General features: G+C 63.1%; 13 protein-coding genes. 10 read left to right on the top strand and 3 right to left on the bottom strand.

The genetic code is table 11. The features are described from left to right. Window positions 1-39: 39 nt before the first annotated feature. Window positions 40-1,986 (top strand): alkyl/aryl-sulfatase, encoded by a 1,947-nt coding sequence (locus JQ629_RS13360; RefSeq protein ID WP_212413071.1) that lies wholly within the window; start codon window positions 40-42, stop codon window positions 1,984-1,986. 132 nt (window positions 1,987-2,118) lie between these two features. On the opposite strand, the gene glgA is transcribed toward JQ629_RS13360, so the two are convergent. Beyond that, entirely contained in the window at window positions 2,119-3,543 is a 1,425-nt protein-coding gene (glgA, locus tag JQ629_RS13365; protein WP_212265069.1) for a glycogen synthase GlgA, read from the bottom strand. A gap of 191 nt (window positions 3,544-3,734) precedes the next feature. Here glgA and JQ629_RS13370 point away from each other — a divergent pair, with 191 nt between their 5' ends. The 8 genes from JQ629_RS13370 to JQ629_RS13405 all read left to right on the top strand — a co-directional run bounded on the left by JQ629_RS13370 (window position 3,735) and on the right by JQ629_RS13405 (window position 12,789). Then, window positions 3,735-4,940, top strand: a complete 1,206-nt coding sequence (locus JQ629_RS13370; protein ID WP_212413072.1) for a CaiB/BaiF CoA transferase family protein — start codon at window positions 3,735-3,737, stop codon at window positions 4,938-4,940. Window positions 4,941-5,093: 153 nt separating this feature from the next. Next, window positions 5,094-6,635, top strand: coding sequence for an ABC transporter substrate-binding protein (locus JQ629_RS13375; RefSeq protein WP_212413073.1), 1,542 nt, complete (start codon window positions 5,094-5,096; stop codon window positions 6,633-6,635). A gap of 6 nt (window positions 6,636-6,641) precedes the next feature. Beyond that, entirely contained in the window at window positions 6,642-7,592 is a 951-nt protein-coding gene (locus tag JQ629_RS13380) for an ABC transporter permease (RefSeq protein ID WP_212413074.1), read from the top strand. Further along, a complete protein-coding gene (locus tag JQ629_RS13385; protein WP_212413075.1) occupies window positions 7,579-8,451 on the top strand; it encodes an ABC transporter permease in 873 nt (290 codons plus the stop codon). The genes JQ629_RS13380 and JQ629_RS13385 overlap by 14 nt, the downstream gene beginning before the upstream one ends. Beyond that, complete coding sequence (locus JQ629_RS13390) at window positions 8,448-9,443, top strand: ABC transporter ATP-binding protein (RefSeq protein WP_212413076.1); 996 nt, start codon at window positions 8,448-8,450, stop codon at window positions 9,441-9,443. The genes JQ629_RS13385 and JQ629_RS13390 overlap by 4 nt, the downstream gene beginning before the upstream one ends. Further along, window positions 9,440-10,420: an ABC transporter ATP-binding protein gene (locus JQ629_RS13395; RefSeq protein ID WP_212265063.1), complete on the top strand. Its 981-nt coding sequence runs from the start codon at window positions 9,440-9,442 to the stop codon at window positions 10,418-10,420. The genes JQ629_RS13390 and JQ629_RS13395 overlap by 4 nt, the downstream gene beginning before the upstream one ends. A gap of 109 nt (window positions 10,421-10,529) precedes the next feature. Then, entirely contained in the window at window positions 10,530-11,597 is a 1,068-nt protein-coding gene (locus JQ629_RS13400) for an alcohol dehydrogenase (RefSeq protein WP_212265062.1), read from the top strand. Window positions 11,598-11,706: 109 nt separating this feature from the next. Next, window positions 11,707-12,789: an isocitrate/isopropylmalate dehydrogenase family protein gene (locus JQ629_RS13405; protein ID WP_212413077.1), complete on the top strand. Its 1,083-nt coding sequence runs from the start codon at window positions 11,707-11,709 to the stop codon at window positions 12,787-12,789. 168 nt (window positions 12,790-12,957) lie between these two features. On the opposite strand, the gene JQ629_RS13410 is transcribed toward JQ629_RS13405, so the two are convergent. Beyond that, window positions 12,958-13,779, bottom strand: a complete 822-nt coding sequence (locus JQ629_RS13410) for an enoyl-CoA hydratase (protein WP_212413078.1) — start codon at window positions 13,777-13,779, stop codon at window positions 12,958-12,960. Between the two features lie 174 nt (window positions 13,780-13,953). Here JQ629_RS13410 and JQ629_RS13415 point away from each other — a divergent pair, with 174 nt between their 5' ends. Further along, window positions 13,954-14,289 (top strand): aromatic-ring hydroxylase C-terminal domain-containing protein, encoded by a 336-nt coding sequence (locus tag JQ629_RS13415; protein ID WP_349631261.1) that lies wholly within the window; start codon window positions 13,954-13,956, stop codon window positions 14,287-14,289. A gap of 193 nt (window positions 14,290-14,482) precedes the next feature. Here JQ629_RS13415 and JQ629_RS13420 read toward each other — a convergent pair whose 3' ends face one another. Next, entirely contained in the window at window positions 14,483-14,878 is a 396-nt protein-coding gene (locus tag JQ629_RS13420) for a helix-turn-helix domain-containing protein (RefSeq protein WP_192734827.1), read from the bottom strand. Window positions 14,879-14,981: the final 103 nt, after the last annotated feature.

Below are 14,981 nucleotides of genomic sequence, written 5' to 3' on the forward strand. Positions count from 1 at the left end.
GTTTTCGGATTCTGTCACGACGCGAGGGAGTGAACGAGTATGACCCAAACAACAAGTGCGGAAACGCGCAAGGAAACTCCCAAGCAAGCTTCCGCGCCGGTCATTGCGCAGCATGCGGTGACCCTCAAGGCGCTGCCGTTTTCGGACACGCGCGATTTCGACGATGCGGCGCGGGGCTTCCTCGGCACCATCGAAAACGCGAAGGTGACCTCGCCGCAGGGCAGGGTGGTCTGGAGTCTCGAGCCCTATGGTTTTCTTTCGGCCGAGGAAGCCCCCGCGACCGTGGATCCGAGCCTGTGGCGGCAGTCGCGCCTCAACATGCATCACGGCCTGTTCGAGGTGGTCCCCGGCGTCTATCAGGTGCGGGGGCTCGACATCGCCAACATGACGCTGATCGAGGGCGACAGCGGCGTGATCGTGGTGGACACGCTGACCTCGATCGAGGGCGCCCGCGCCGCGATGGAATTGTACTTCCAGCACCGGGGCAAGCGCCCGGTCGTGGCCGTGATCCTCACCCATACCCACACCGACCATTGGGGCGGGGCGCGCGGCGTGCTGGACGACGAAACCCTGGCGAGCGGCCGGGTGCCGATATTAGCGCCGAATTTCTTCATGGAGCACGCGGTCTCCGAAAACATCATCGCCGGGCCCGCGATGCTGCGCCGGGCGCAATATCAGTTCGGGCCGCTGCTGCCCAAGGGCGTGCACGGGCAGGTCGATTGCGGTCTCGGCAAGTCGATGGCGGCGGGATCGGTCGCGCTGCTGCGTCCGACCGATTTGATCATTGCAACCGGCGACAAGCGCACCATCGACGGGCTTGAGTTTGAATTCCAGATGGCGCCGAACTCCGAGGCGCCGGCGGAGATGCATTTCTTCATACCGCGCTATAAGCTGCTCAATCTGGCGGAGAACTGCACGCATAATTTCCACAATCTGCTGCCGTTCCGTGGTGCCGATGTGCGCGATGCATTGGCGTGGTCGAAATATCTCGGCGAGGCGCTGCAGATGTGGGGCGGCAAGGCCGATGCGATGTGCGGCCAGCACCATTGGCCGGTGTGGGGCCATGATCGGATCGACACCATGATCCGACAGCAGCGCGATCTCTATAAGTTCGCGCATGACCAGACCATTCGCCTGATGAACCACGGCCTCACCGCGGCCGAAATCGCCGAAACAATCCGTCTGCCGGCGAGTCTCGACGGCGCCTGGCACGGACGCGGTTACTACGGCCATATCCGGCACAATGTGAAGGCGATCTACCAGAAATATCTTGGCTGGTATGACGCCAATCCGGTCAATCTCGATCCGCTGCCGCCGGTCGAATCCGGCCGGAAATATGTCGAGTATATGGGCGGTGCGGAGGCGATCCTCGATCGCGCCCGAAAAGACTTCGCCAAGGGCGAGTTTCGCTTTGTGGCGCAGGCCGTCGGCCATCTGGTGTTCGCCGATCCCGACAATCAGGCCGCGCGCGCGATGCTGGCCGATACGCTCGAGCAGCTCGGCTATGCTTCGGAGAGCTCGACCTGGCGCAACGCCTATCTGTTCGGTGCGCAGGAATTGCGGCTGGGCATGCCGAAGGTGCCGGCACGCGCGGCGATGGCGCGCGAAACGCTGGCCGCGTTGCGCACCGAGCAGCTATGGGACGTGCTCGGCGTGCGCCTCAACGGCCCCAAAGCCGAAGGCAAGCGTATCGTGTTGAATTGGCATTTTACGGACACCAACGAAAACTTCGTGCTCAATCTGGAGAACAGCGCGCTGACTTACGTGGCGGGCGCACAGGCGGCGGACGCCGATGCGACGTTCACGCTGGCGCGCAGCGTGCTCGACGAAGTCATCGCCAAGCTGACGACGTTTCCAGAAGCGGTCGAAAGCGGCGCGATCAAGGTCACCGGCAATCCGATGCGGCTTGGCGAATTGATGATGCTGATGGACGAATTCCCTCGCATGTTCGAGATCGTCGAGCCGAAGCGGACAGCGGTGAGTTGAGCGCCGCCCGTCGTCATCGCCCGCGAAAGCGGGTGATCCAGTATTCCAGAGACGTTGATGATAGAGCGGAGAGGCCGCGGAGTACTGGATGCCCCGCCTTCGCGGGGCATGACAGTTTTGTGTGGGCCAGCATCACGCCGCGTGCGATCCCACCGTCCTGCGGTACAACGCGCTGTAGAGCGACGCCGAAAGATCCCAACTAAAGGACCGCGCCATGGCGCTGCGACGCATCAGGTCGAGGCGGTCTTTCGCAGTGAAGGCATCGAACGCGCGGCGCACGCCGCCGAGGAAGGACTCCGCCGAAGGCTGCGAGAACAGGAAGCCGGTCTCGCCGTCCTTGATGGTCTCCGCCAGCCCGCCGGTCTGGTGACCGATCGGCAGCGATCCGAACCGCTGCGCATACATCTGGCTCAGTCCGCACGGTTCGAACCGCGAAGGCATCAGCGTGAAATCGCTGCCGGCGAAAATTCGCCGCGCCTGTCCATCGTTGAAACCGATGACGACGCCGATCGCGTCCGGCCTGCGGCGATGCGCATCGACCAGCGCCTGTTCGATATACGGCTCACCGCTGCCGGTGACGACGATTTGTCCGCCGGCCTCGACGATCGCGTCGGCGGCGGACAGAACGAGGTCGATGCCCTTTTGATGCACGAGGCGGGCGACCAGACCGAAGATCGGACCGCGCGATACCGCAAGACCAAACTGCTTGCGGACGTAGTCGGCGTTGGCTTGCTTGCCTTGCCAATCGCCGGCGCCGAACTGCTGCGCCAGTTGCGCGCAGGCGCGCGGATCCCAGCTTTCGTCGATGCCGTTCAGGATGCCGGTCAATTCCGAAGCGTCCGAGCGTTGCCGCAGCAAGCCCTCGAGCCCGCAGCCAAGCTCGGGCGTCGTGATCTCTTTCGCGTAGGTCGCGCTGACCGTGGTCAGATGCGATGCGTAAACGATGCCGCCCTTCAAGAACGACATCTGATCGTAGAATTCGAGACCGTCGATGTGGAACGAGGCTTCGGGCGCCCCGATCCGCCGCAGCGACTCCCGCGGGAACAGCCCCTGATAGGCCAGGTTGTGAATGGTCAGGATCGAAGGGATCTTGACGCCTTTCCAGGCGAGGTAGGCTGGTACGAGTGCGGCCTGCCAGTCATTGGCGTGGACCAGATCCGCTGCCCAATTCTTGTCCAGACTGCCTGCGGCGAGCTCGGCTGCGGCAGATGCAAATCGTCCGAAGCGGATGTCGTTATCCGGCCAGTCGCGCCCGGATTCGTCGCCGTAGGGGTTACCCGGCCGGTCGTAAAGTTGTGGACACAACAGTACATAAACTGGCAGGCCGTCTCGCGTCGACGCCCGGCCGAGCGAGCAGGCCGGCATCTCGGCCAAAGGCGCGCATTGCCCAACGATTTCAATGTGGGTGAACTGTTCGAGGATGTCCCGGTAGCCGGGCAACATGATCCGAACGTCGCTCCACGGGCGCAGCGCCCGGGGCAGGGCGGCGGAAACGGCGGCAAGACCGCCCACCCGGACGAAGTCATCCATTTCCGTGGTTACGAATAAGACCTTCAAGGAACGCCCTCGCACCAATCCTGACTATGACTTATGCAAGATAAGGTCCAACTTTCATCTACGGCAATGCGCCAGATAGCCGGTGGTTCCTGGAGAAACGCTTCCATGCCGTGGCCGCGCAATTTAGGGTCATGCCGCGCCAGGAAAACCAAAGGCGAACGAGAAGCCGCAAGGCCGAGGGAGCTTTGAGTATGACTATAGATAATCCAGATGAGCGGAATTTGACAGGGAGCTTCGCCGGCCTGCGCGTTATAGATTTTTCAACCACGATCGCCGGACCCCACTGCACGCGGATGCTCGCCGACATGGGCGCCGAGGTCATCAAGATCGAAACCGTCGAAGGCGAGACGATGCGGACCCGCCCGCCGGTGCGGAACAACTGCAGCACCGCGTTCGGGCAGCTCAATGTTGGCAAGAACAGCCTCGTGCTCGACCTGAAATCGCCGGCTGGCGTGGAAGCCGTTCGCCGGCTGGTCGCGGGCGCGGACGTGCTGGTCGAGAATTTCCGGCCCGGTGTGATGCGGCGATTGAAGCTCGACTACGCTTCACTGCACGCCCTCAATCCGAAACTGATTTACTGCTCGATCTCCGGCTACGGCCAGACCGGGCCGTCGGCCGAACTGCCGGCCTACGCGCCGGTGATCCATGCGGCCTCGGGGTATGAGATGGCGCATCTGGCCTATCAGCCCGGGCGCACCCGGCCGGATTATTGCGGCATCTATCATGCCGACGTGCTCACAGGCGTCTACGCGTTCGGCGCGATCTCGGCCGCGCTGTATCAGCTCGCCCACAGCGAAAAGGGCCAGCACATCGACGTTTCGATGCTGGAATCGATGCTGAGTCTGACACTGAACGAAGTGCAGTGGTCGCAATTCGAGGTCAAGGCGACGCAGCGGCCGATGTTCGGCCCAATCGAAACCTCGGACGGTTACGTCATGGTCGCGATCGCCAGCGAAAAGACCTTCCAGAGCCTGATGAAGGTGATCGGTCATCCTGAGTGGGTCAGCGACCCGCGCTTTGCGAAATATTCCGATCGCCGTGAAAACTGGGGCAGCCTGATGGAGGGCGTCGAGGCGTGGTCGCGCGCGGTGACGACCGAGCAGTGTCTCGTCGCACTCAATGAGCACGGCGTGCCGTCATCGGCCTATCGCACGGTGGCCGAGGCGCTGAAGGATCCGCAGATCGCCCATCGCGGCGCGTTGGCGGAGGTCCAGGATGGCGGCGGCAGCTTCAAGGTCCTCAACCTGCCGTTCCGCATGTCGGGCGCCAGGGTTTCTGCCGCGAAACGCATGTCGACGCTTGGCGAGCACACGCGTGCCTATCTGAAAGAGACCGGCCTGTCGGAAGACGAAATCGCGGCCTTTGCCGGCAAACCGCCGAAGTCGGCGCGCGGCTGAGGGAAATCGCGAATCGGCAACGAGGCTTGAGCCTGCGGCTTTTCATCCCGCCTTGCGATCGGTCTTGCCCGTGGCTGCGATTCCAGACAATCTTACCGTCAGCCATCGACGATCCGGAACACCGGACGGACGACACTTTGAGAGGGAGCATCCATGACAGCTGCGGTCCGAGCGAGCGCACTCGCGCGATTATTTCTTGTGGCGGGATTTGCAGTCTCGCTGTGTGCCGTTCCCGCCAGCGCCCAGAAGAAGGGCGGCAGCATCACGATGGGGCTGGAACTCGATATTGCAGGCTTCGACCCGCTGAAGGTCGGCGTGTACGATACGGCCGCCTTGACGGCGGCTGCGGCGATCTTCGACACCCTCACCTATCTCGATGACAAGGGCGTCGTGCAACCAAAGCTCGCGCTGTCCTGGTCGTCCTCCGAAGATTTCAAGACCTGGACCTTCAAGCTGCGGCCCGGAGTCAAGTTCCACGACGGCACACCGTTCAATGCGCAAGCCTTCAAGGACAATGTCGACCGGCAGAAGGATCCCGCCAACAAGTGCCGTTGCGCGTTTTACATTGCGTTCGTCAATTCCGTGGAGGCGCCCGACGAACTGACGGTGGTCTATAATCTGAAGGATCCTTCGGTGAACATGCCGGCGCTGGTGAGCTTCGCAAGCGGGAACAATTCCGTGCATTCACCGACGGCGTGGAAAGCCAAGGGAGACGACTACAACCGCAATCCGGTCGGCACCGGACCGTTCATATTGAAATCCTGGACCGCGGGCGACCGCTTGGTGCTTGAGAAGAACCCGGACTACTGGGACAAGGACCGCGTTTATCTCGATCGCATCGTCCTGAAGCCGCTGCCGGACGCGCAGTCGCGTTTCGCCAGCCTGCAATCCGGCGAAGCCGATGTCATCTGGGACGACGAGGCTGACGCCGACAATATCCAGAAGGCGCAGAAGGATCCGAAGCTGACGGTGCATACCTATGCCGGCTCCGGCGCGGCGGTCGCCGCCTTCAACACAAAAGTCGCACCGTTCGACGACGTGCGCGTGCGCCAGGCGCTGGTGATGGCGCTCGACCGCAAGAAGATGTCGCAGGCGCTGACCAATGGTCTCGCAAGGCCGGCGACCAACCCCTATGGCGACGGCTCCTGGGTGAAGTGCAAGGATGACGGCGCGCTTCCCGAAGACGCCGAGAAGGCGAAGGCGCTGATCAAGGAATACGGCAAGCCGGTCGAATTCAAGATGCTGGTCACGGCGACGCCGCGTGGGCGCGCCACCGGCCAGGTGCTGCAACAGTTTTGGAAGCGGGTCGGCGCCAATATGGAAATCGAACAGGTCGACCAGGCCACGATTCCGCCACGTGCCTTCATGCGCCAGTTTCAGGTGACGCCATGGCGGATTGTCGATCTCGCCGATCCCGACGTCCAGATGTATGCCAATTTCCGCACCGGCAGCCCGGTTGCGCTGGCCAATTACTCGAACCCGGAACTCGATCAATTGCTGGACCGCGCGCGGGTCACCGCCGACCAGGCCAAGCGCGCCGAGGATTACTGCGCCATCAGCCGGCTCATCAACAAGGAAGCGATCTGGTATTGGACTTTCCAGAACACCTATTACGCAATGTCGAGCGCGAAGGTTAAAGGCTTGCCGAAGATGTACAGCGGAATCGTCGACGTATCCCGCGTCTGGCTGGAATAACAGCGCATGCTGGGTTTCGTCGCGCGAAGGCTCCTGTATCTCGTGCCGGTGCTGATCGCGGTATCACTGCTGACGTTTCTGATCGCGTCGCTGCTGCCAGGCGATCTCGCCTACACGATCCTCGGCGATCAGGCGACGCCGGAGAAGGTCGCAGCCCTTCGTCAGGAAATGGGATTGGACCAGCCGATCTGGGTCCGTTACTTCGGCTGGCTCGGCAACATCCTCCAAGGCGATCTGGGCCGATCGTTCCGCACCGGACAAACCGTATTGCAGGCGGTTACCGAGCGGCTTCCGATCTCGCTGGAACTCATGGTCCTGGCCCAGGTCATCGCGCTCGCGATCGGCGTTCCCCTGGCGATCATTTGCGCGGCGCGCAGCGGGGGGCCGTTCGACCGCTTCATGACCGGCACCGCTTTCGGCATGCTGTCGGTGCCGACTTTCCTGTCGGCGATCCTGCTGATCTATCTGTTTGCGGTGGAGTTGCGCTGGCTGCCGGCGACGGGCTACGTGCCCTTCGGCGAAGATCCGGCCAAAAACCTGCGGTTCATGGTGCTGCCCGCGTTGACGCTTGCGCTCGCCGAATGGCCCGGCATCATGCGCGTGCTTCGCTCCGACATGATCGCAACCCTGCAGGAAGATTATATCGCGCTGGCCAAGGCCAAAGGCCTGAAGGCATCGCGCATCCTGTTCGTGCACGCGCTCAAGCCTTCGTCGCTCACGCTGGTCACGATCACCGGAATCAATATCGGGCGATTGATCGGCGGCGCCGTCATCGTCGAGACGGTTTTTGCGCTGCCGGGAATTGGCCGGCTCCTGGTCGGCGCCATCGCTACGCGCGACCTCATCATTCTGCAGGGCGTGGTGCTGCTGGTCGGCGCAGGGTTCGTGCTGATCAACTTCATCGTCGACATGCTCTACGCCATGCTCGATCCGAGGATCCGCCATGGCCACGCTTGAACTCGGCATCGACGCGTCAATTGCGGAAGCCCCGGCGCGGCGTGGCCGCCGGCTCGGACCGCTGTTCTGGATGGCGATCGTCTGGATGATGTTCGTGTTTGCGGTGGCGATCTTCGCCGACGTGCTGCCGCTACCGAGCCCGACCGACATGGACATGCTGGAGAAGCGCGCGCCGTTCTCGGCAGAGCACTGGCTTGGCACCGACGGCCTTGGCCGTGACGAACTCGCCCGCGTGATCTATGGCGCGCGGATTTCGCTGATTGTCGGGCTCTGTGCGCCGATCATCGGGCTTACCTTCGGCGGCGCGCTCGGCATGCTGGCGGGCTATTTCCGCGGCCGGTTCGAATCGGTGGTGGTCGGCAGCATGGATGTGCTGCTGGCGTTTCCGCCGCTGATCCTGGCGCTGGCCGTGACCGCCTATCTCGGGCAGTCGATCCTGCATTTGACCTTCATTCTCGGCCTGCTAGGCGTTCCCGCCTTCATGCGGGTGGCGCGGGCGGCAACGCTGACACTGGCGCGCCGCGAATTCGTGATCGCGGCACAGGCGCTTGGCGCGACGCATACGCGCATCCTGCTGCGCGAGCTGCTGCCCAACGTCATGCTGCCCTTGTTTGCGTTCTTCCTGCTCGCCGTCGCCATCACCATCGTGGCCGAAGGTTCATTGTCGTTCCTGGGTCTCGGCGTGCCGCCGCCGATATCGAGCTGGGGCAGCATGATCGGGGAGGGGCGCGAAAGTCTCGAGATGGCACCACGGCTGGCCTTCATTCCCGCCATCGCGATGTTCCTGACCGTATTGTCCTTTAACCTGGTCGGCGACACGCTGAGGGCGCTCACCGACCCTCGTCAGGGCGCGCTGTGACAGAGAGTACGCTGCTTTCCGTCGAGGATGTCATCGTCGATTTGCCGACGCCGCGCGGCAATCTGCGCGCGGTGGACCATGTCGACCTCACCGTCGGCGCCGGTCGGACGCTCGGCGTGGTCGGCGAGTCCGGTTGCGGCAAGACCATGCTGTCCCGCGCGATCCTGCAATTGCTGCCGGAAAAAGCAAAACTTTCCGGCCGCGTGATGTTCGACGGACAAGACCTGCTGCAGTTGTCACCGGAGAAACTGCGCAAGCTGCGTGGGCGCTCGCTGGCGGTCGTGTTCCAGGACCCGATGACCTCGCTCAATCCGGTGCTGACCATCGGCACCCAGTTGATCGAGACGCTGCAGGAGCATCTCGAGCTTGACATGGTGGCTGCGACCAAACGGGGCATCGAGCTGCTCGCCGCGGTCGGCATTCCCGCGCCGGAGCAGCGGCTGATGCAATATCCGCATCAGCTGTCGGGCGGCATGCGGCAGCGGGTGGCGATCGCGATCGCGCTGTCGTGCGAACCGAAGCTGCTGATCGCGGACGAGCCGACCACCGCGCTCGATGTCACGATCCAGGCGCAGATCCTCGATTTGCTGGCGCGCGAACAGCGCCGCCGGCATATGGCGATGATCCTGATCACCCACGACCTCGGCGTCGTCGCCGGCCGCACTGACGAAGTCGCGGTGATGTATGCCGGCCGCGTGGTGGAGCGTGCGCCGACGCCGGCCTTGTTCAAGAAAATGCGGATGCCCTATACCGAGGCGCTGCTTGCCGCGCTTCCAAAGATCGACGCCGCGCCACATACGCCGCTGCCGGCGATCTCGGGCCGTCCACCCGATCCGACCCGGCCGCTGAAAGGCTGTTCGTTCTCGCCGCGCTGCCGCTATGCGTGGGCCCAATGCCATGTCGAGAAGCCGCGGCTTGAGGAAGCGGACTCGCCCGGTCACCAATTTGCCTGCTTCCGTCCGATCGACGCCAGCGCGAGTGCCGGCGCATGATGCAGCAAGCCTTATCGGCCGTTTCAAACGACCCGCTGCTCGACGTCGATAACCTCGTCGTTGAGTATCCGGTCGGCAACAAGATCGTGCATGCCGTGTCCGGCGTGTCCCTGCAGATCGCCCGCGGTGAAACGCTGGGGCTGGTCGGCGAATCCGGTTGCGGCAAGTCGACGCTCGGCCGCGCGGTGCTGCAGCTGCGCCGGCCGGTTTCGGGCCGGGTGCTGTTCGACGGCCAGGACCTCACGGCGATGCAGGGCGATACGCTGCGCCTGATGCGCCAGCGCGTGCAGCTGATCTTCCAGGACCCGATCGCATCGCTGAACCCACGGCGGCGGATCGGCGATATCATCGCCGAGCCGCTGATCATTTCGGGCGTCAAGGATGCGGCCAAACGCCAACAGCTCGTCGACGAAGCGCTCAGCGCCGTTGGTCTTGATCCGGCGCTCGTGGTCGGACGGCTGCCGCATGAATTCTCCGGCGGGCAATGCCAGCGCATCTGCATTGCGCGCGCGCTGGTGCTCAATCCGGAATTCATCGTCTGCGACGAGCCGGTCTCCGCGCTCGACGTTTCGATCCGGGCGCAGATCCTCAATCTGCTGGAGGAGATGAAGGCGCGCTATGGCTTGACGCTGCTGTTCATCGCGCATGATCTGGCCGTGGTGAAGGCGGTGAGCGACCGCGTCGCGGTGATGTATCTCGGGCGGTTGTGCGAGGTCGGTCCTTCCGAGCAGCTGTTCGCAAAACCGGCGCACCCCTATACCGCGCTGTTGATCGAGGCGATCCCGGTGCCCGATCCGGACGTGCGTCCCGCCGAGACCGTGCCGATCGGCGAGCCGCCGTCGCCGATTTCGCCGCCGTCCGGCTGCCGTTTCCGGACCCGCTGTCCTCGCGCGGATCAACGATGCAGCGACGAGGTGCCGGAACTTCGCGCCGTGGCATCGGGGCAGTTCGTGGCTTGCCATCATCCGCTGATCTGAATATCGGAAGGTCGCGTTTGTCTCGACTGGATGGACGTGGCAATGTCATCCCGAGAAAATGTCCGTTCGAAAATGCCTGCTCAAGAACAAGAATGACGGGAGAGAACCGATGAAGAGTTTCCAGGTCGCCGAGTTCAATGCCCCCCTGAAAGAGGTCGATCATCCGACGCCGGAGCCCTCGGGATCGCAGGTGTTGATCAAGGTGAAGGCAGCCGGCGTCTGCCACAGCGATCTCCACATCTGGGAGGGCGGCTACGATCTCGGCCACGGGCGCAAGCCACTGTCGCTGAAAGACCGCGGCGTCTCGCTGCCGCGCACGATGGGCCACGAGACCGTCGGCGAGATCCTGGCCTTCGGTCCCGACGCCAAGGCCGCGACCGGTGGCCTCAAGGTCGGCGACGTCACGCTGGTCTATCCCTGGCTCGGCTGCGGCAAATGCGAGACCTGTGTCGGCGGCGACGAGAACATGTGCGTCGTCAAGCCGAACTCGCTCGGCGTCTATTGCGACGGCGGCTATGCCGATCACATGACGGTGCCGCACCCGAAATATCTGTTGAACCTGAACGGGCTCGATCCCGTCACCGCCGCGCCCTATGCCTGCTCCGGTGTCACCACCTACAGCGCGCTGAAAAAGGTCGAGAACGTCCTGCATACGCCGATCGTGATCTTCGGCGCCGGCGGCCTCGGCCTGATGGCGCTGTCGCTGCTGAAGGCGATGGGCGGCAAGGGCGCGATCATGGTCGATATCGACGCGCGCAAACGCGAAGCCGCCGAGGCGGCGGGCGCGCTTGCGACCGTCGACGGCAAGGCCGCTGATGCTCTGGAGCAGCTGCAGAAAAAAGCGGGCGGGCCGATCCGCGCGGTGATCGACCTCGTCGGCAACGCCCAGACCACGCAGCTCGGATTCGACTGCCTGACCAAGGGCGGCAAGCTCGTGATCGTCGGCCTGTTCGGCGGCGGGGCGACCTGGGCGCTGCCGCTGATTCCGATCAAGGCCATCACGATCCAGGGCAGCTATGTCGGCAATTTGCGCGAAACCCAGGAATTGCTCGATCTGGTCCGCACCAAGAAGATCGCGCCGATCCCGGTAACGACAATGCCGCTCGCGAAAGCCAACGAGGCACTGACCGATTTGCAGAAGGGCAAGCTGGTAGGGCGCGCGGTGCTGACGCCGTAGGCCTCCGTCATTCCGGGATGGTCCGAAGGACCAGACCCGGAATCTCGAGATTCCGGGTTCGATGCTTCGCATCGCCCCGGAATGACTCTCTCAACCATTCGGGAATCCCATGTCCGCCAATAACGCACTCCACATCGCCGTACTCGGCGGCGATGGCATCGGCCCTGAAGTGATGGCTCCGGCGCTCGAAGTCTTGCGGAAGATCGAGGCGACAACGGATCTGAAGTTTCGCTTCACCGACGCGCCGGCTGGCGCCAATAATTATCTGGCGACGGGAAAATCGATGCCGGACAGTACGGTGCGGCTGTGCGAAGAAGCCGACGCCATCCTGCTCGGCGCCTGCGGTCTGCCGTCGGTACGCTACCCCGACAATACCGAGATCGCGCCGCAGATCGAACTGCGCATGCATTTCGATCTCTATGCCGGCGTGCGCCCGGCACGGCTGATTCCAGGCGTGCCGAGCCCGATCGTCGGCGCCGATCAGAAGGGCATCGATCTTGTTCTGATCAGGGAATCCACCGAAGGCCTGTTCGCGTCGATGGGCAAGGGCGTCGTGACCGACACCGAAGCGCGCGAGACGCTCGTCATCACCCGCAAGACCTCGGAACGGCTGTTCGAGTTTTCGTTCCGTCTCGCCGAACGCCGCAAGGCGCGCGGCCGGGCGAATGGCGGGCTAACCTGTGTCGACAAGGCGAATGTGTTCAGGGCGTTCGCGTTCTTCCGCGCGATGTTCGATGAGGCCGCCCGGCGCCATCCTGATGTCAGGGCCGAACGGGTTTACGTCGATGCCTGTTCGCTCATGATGGTGAAGCGCCCCTGGGATTTCGACGTCATGGTGACGGAGAACATGTTCGGCGATATTCTTTCCGACCTCGCCGCCGGCCTGATCGGTGGCCTCGGCATGGCGCCATCGGCGGATATCGGCGACCGCCATGCGGTGTTCCAGCCCTGCCATGGCACGGCGCCCGATATCATGGGGCAGGGCAAGGCCAATCCAACGGCCATGATACTTTCGGCGGCGATGATGCTGGACTGGCTCGCCGACAAGCACGGTCTCGAAAACGTCGCCGAAGCCGGCGAGCGCATCGAGCGCGCGGTCGACAAGGCCTATGCGGACGGAATCAAGCCGATGGAATTCGGCGGCGGCAACGGCACGGTGGATATTACGAAGGCGGTGCTGGCGGCGTTGTAAACTGAACCGAGGGTTATCGTCGTCCCTGCGAAAGCAGGGACCCATAACCACCGGCCCGAGTTGTGTTGCTGAAGTGTCTGACGCCTGAGCGCAGCCGAGAGGCTGCGGCGTATGGGTCCCTGCTTTTCGCAGGGACGACGTGGATGTTTGCACGCGGCCTACGTACCGTTACCTGCCCTTGAACTTCGGCTTGCGCTTTTCCATGAACGCGGTGCGGCCCTCGCGAAAATCCTCAGAGTCCATGCAGGCGGTGCCGATCTGCTTGATCGATTCCATGTCACGACGGCTTTCGTCCTTCAGCACCTCGGCGATGGTGATCTTGGCGGCCTTGATCGCGAGCGGCGCGTTGCCGGAAATCGTGCGTGCGATCTCCATGGTCGCGTCCCACAAATCAGGCCCGGGGAAGACGCGATCGACGAGCCCGATTCGCAGCGCTTCGGCAGAGTCGATCCGCATGCCGGTATACATTATGAGCCGCGCCCAGGACGGCCCGACCAGCGAGACCAGGTGCTTGAGCCCGTCATAGCCATAGGCGATGCCGAGTTTGGCGGCGGGAATGCCGAACTGGCTGTTGTCGGCCGCAAGACGGATGTCCGCCAGCATCGCGACCTGCATGCCGCCGCCGAGGCAGAAGCCCCGGATGCAGGCGATCGTCGGCTTCGGATAGTCCGCCAGCAGCGCGCGTTGCGCGGCGCTGCGTTTGGAATACTCTTCGGACGCCTCGGCGTTGTGGCGGGTCTTCTCGAACTGGCTGATGTCGGCGCCCGAGACGAACGCCTTGTCGCCGGCGCCGGCCATGATCACGACGCGGATTTCGGGATTGTCGCGCAATTCGATCAGCGCGCTGCCGAGCCCTTCCCACATCTCGAGCGACATGGCGTTGCGCTTCTCGGGATTGTTGAAGGTGATGACCCCGACGCCGTCGCTGACGCTCTGCAGGATCTTGCCGTCGGCGTAGGAATTTTCGGTGTTGCCGGAAACATCTAGCATCGCTCGGACTCCAGTCCGGGTTCAGGAAGCTTCCGGCTGTCGTGCCATGGTTCAGCGACCCCGGGCAAGGTCCGGAATCAAGACCAATCCTGCCATGCGTTTTCGCTGTGGCGTGCTATGGTGGTTCGCAACAGACAAGAAGAATGACTCATCCGGCCTACACGACGAGCCTCTATACGCCATACGTCCTCGACGGTCCCGAGCTGCCGTACGCCGCATTTCCGGCGCGCCGATGGCAGTTCGATTTACGACGCCATGGGCGAGCGGTTTACGCTGTTGAGGTTCGATTCAGCCGCAGACGTCGCGGCGCTCGAAGCGGCGGCGCGCTTAAGGGGGCCGCTTGGGGTGCTCGATGTCGAGGGAGCGGACATTGCCACCGATGATGGCAACGGTCTGGTGCTGTCGGGTCTGGTGTTGTCGCGGCCGGACCAGCACGTGGCCTGGCGGGGCGTTCGGGTGCCGGACGATCCGCTTGGGTTGATCGATCGTGCGCGCGGCGCCGGAAGCTAGAGCCGTTCTGACGGAGTCACAACCGGGCTCTATTTGTTGCAGCGGGCTCTATTTGTCGAAGACGTCGATTTGTTCAAGGCGATTTGTTGGAGGCGTGGTTGTTCGCGGCGTATTTTTTTGACGCATACTTTTTTTCACGCGTGTTCTTCGCGCGAACCGGCCCCTGGTCCGCGCGAAAACACCAGGCGACCGATCAGTCTTCGTTCGCTGCGATCGATTCCATCAAGGACACCAGCTGACGTTGTACGGTCTGGTCCTTGATCTTGCTGTAGGCTCGCAACAACCGCAGGCTGAAAGCGCTGTCGAGGAACAGCAGGCTCTCGACCTCACGCGCCTTGCCGTCGCCGTCGTAGAAGAAGGTGACGGGCACATCGAGCGCGGTAGCGATCTGCTGAAGACGAGCTGCGCCGACACGGTTGACGCCCTTCTCGTACTTCTGGACCTGCTGGAAGCTGACGCCGAGCTTGTCGCCAAGCTCTGCTTGCGAGATCTTCTGCTCAACACGCCGCAGGCGAATCCGCTTGCCCAATTCAATGTCGGGTTTGCCGGCACTGCGCTGCTTCATCTTCTTTGCTGCTGATGTTTTCATTCTGGTTTTACCGTCCTTCGATCGGGAAACCCTGAGCGATTAGGCCAGGGGTTCATCCGCATTTACCGCGTTAAGTTCGTCAGGATCGTGAGTTCGTCGTTAG

Source organism: Bradyrhizobium sp. AUGA SZCCT0222 (assembly GCF_018130205.1).
Taxonomy (GTDB): Bacteria; Pseudomonadota; Alphaproteobacteria; order Rhizobiales; family Xanthobacteraceae; genus Bradyrhizobium.

Coding starts and splice junctions, on each gene's coding strand:
- JQ629_RS13360 (WP_212413071.1), top strand. CDS start 40: ATGACCCAAACAACAAGTGCGGAAACGCGCAAGGAAACTCCCAAGCAA.
- JQ629_RS13370 (WP_212413072.1), top strand. CDS start 3,735: ATGACTATAGATAATCCAGATGAGCGGAATTTGACAGGGAGCTTCGCC.
- JQ629_RS13375 (WP_212413073.1), top strand. CDS start 5,094: ATGACAGCTGCGGTCCGAGCGAGCGCACTCGCGCGATTATTTCTTGTG.
- JQ629_RS13380 (WP_212413074.1), top strand. CDS start 6,642: ATGCTGGGTTTCGTCGCGCGAAGGCTCCTGTATCTCGTGCCGGTGCTG.
- JQ629_RS13385 (WP_212413075.1), top strand. CDS start 7,579: ATGGCCACGCTTGAACTCGGCATCGACGCGTCAATTGCGGAAGCCCCG.
- JQ629_RS13395 (WP_212265063.1), top strand. CDS start 9,440: ATGATGCAGCAAGCCTTATCGGCCGTTTCAAACGACCCGCTGCTCGAC.
- JQ629_RS13400 (WP_212265062.1), top strand. CDS start 10,530: ATGAAGAGTTTCCAGGTCGCCGAGTTCAATGCCCCCCTGAAAGAGGTC.
- JQ629_RS13405 (WP_212413077.1), top strand. CDS start 11,707: ATGTCCGCCAATAACGCACTCCACATCGCCGTACTCGGCGGCGATGGC.
- JQ629_RS13410 (WP_212413078.1), bottom strand. CDS start 13,779: ATGCTAGATGTTTCCGGCAACACCGAAAATTCCTACGCCGACGGCAAG.
- JQ629_RS13420 (WP_192734827.1), bottom strand. CDS start 14,878: ATGAAAACATCAGCAGCAAAGAAGATGAAGCAGCGCAGTGCCGGCAAA.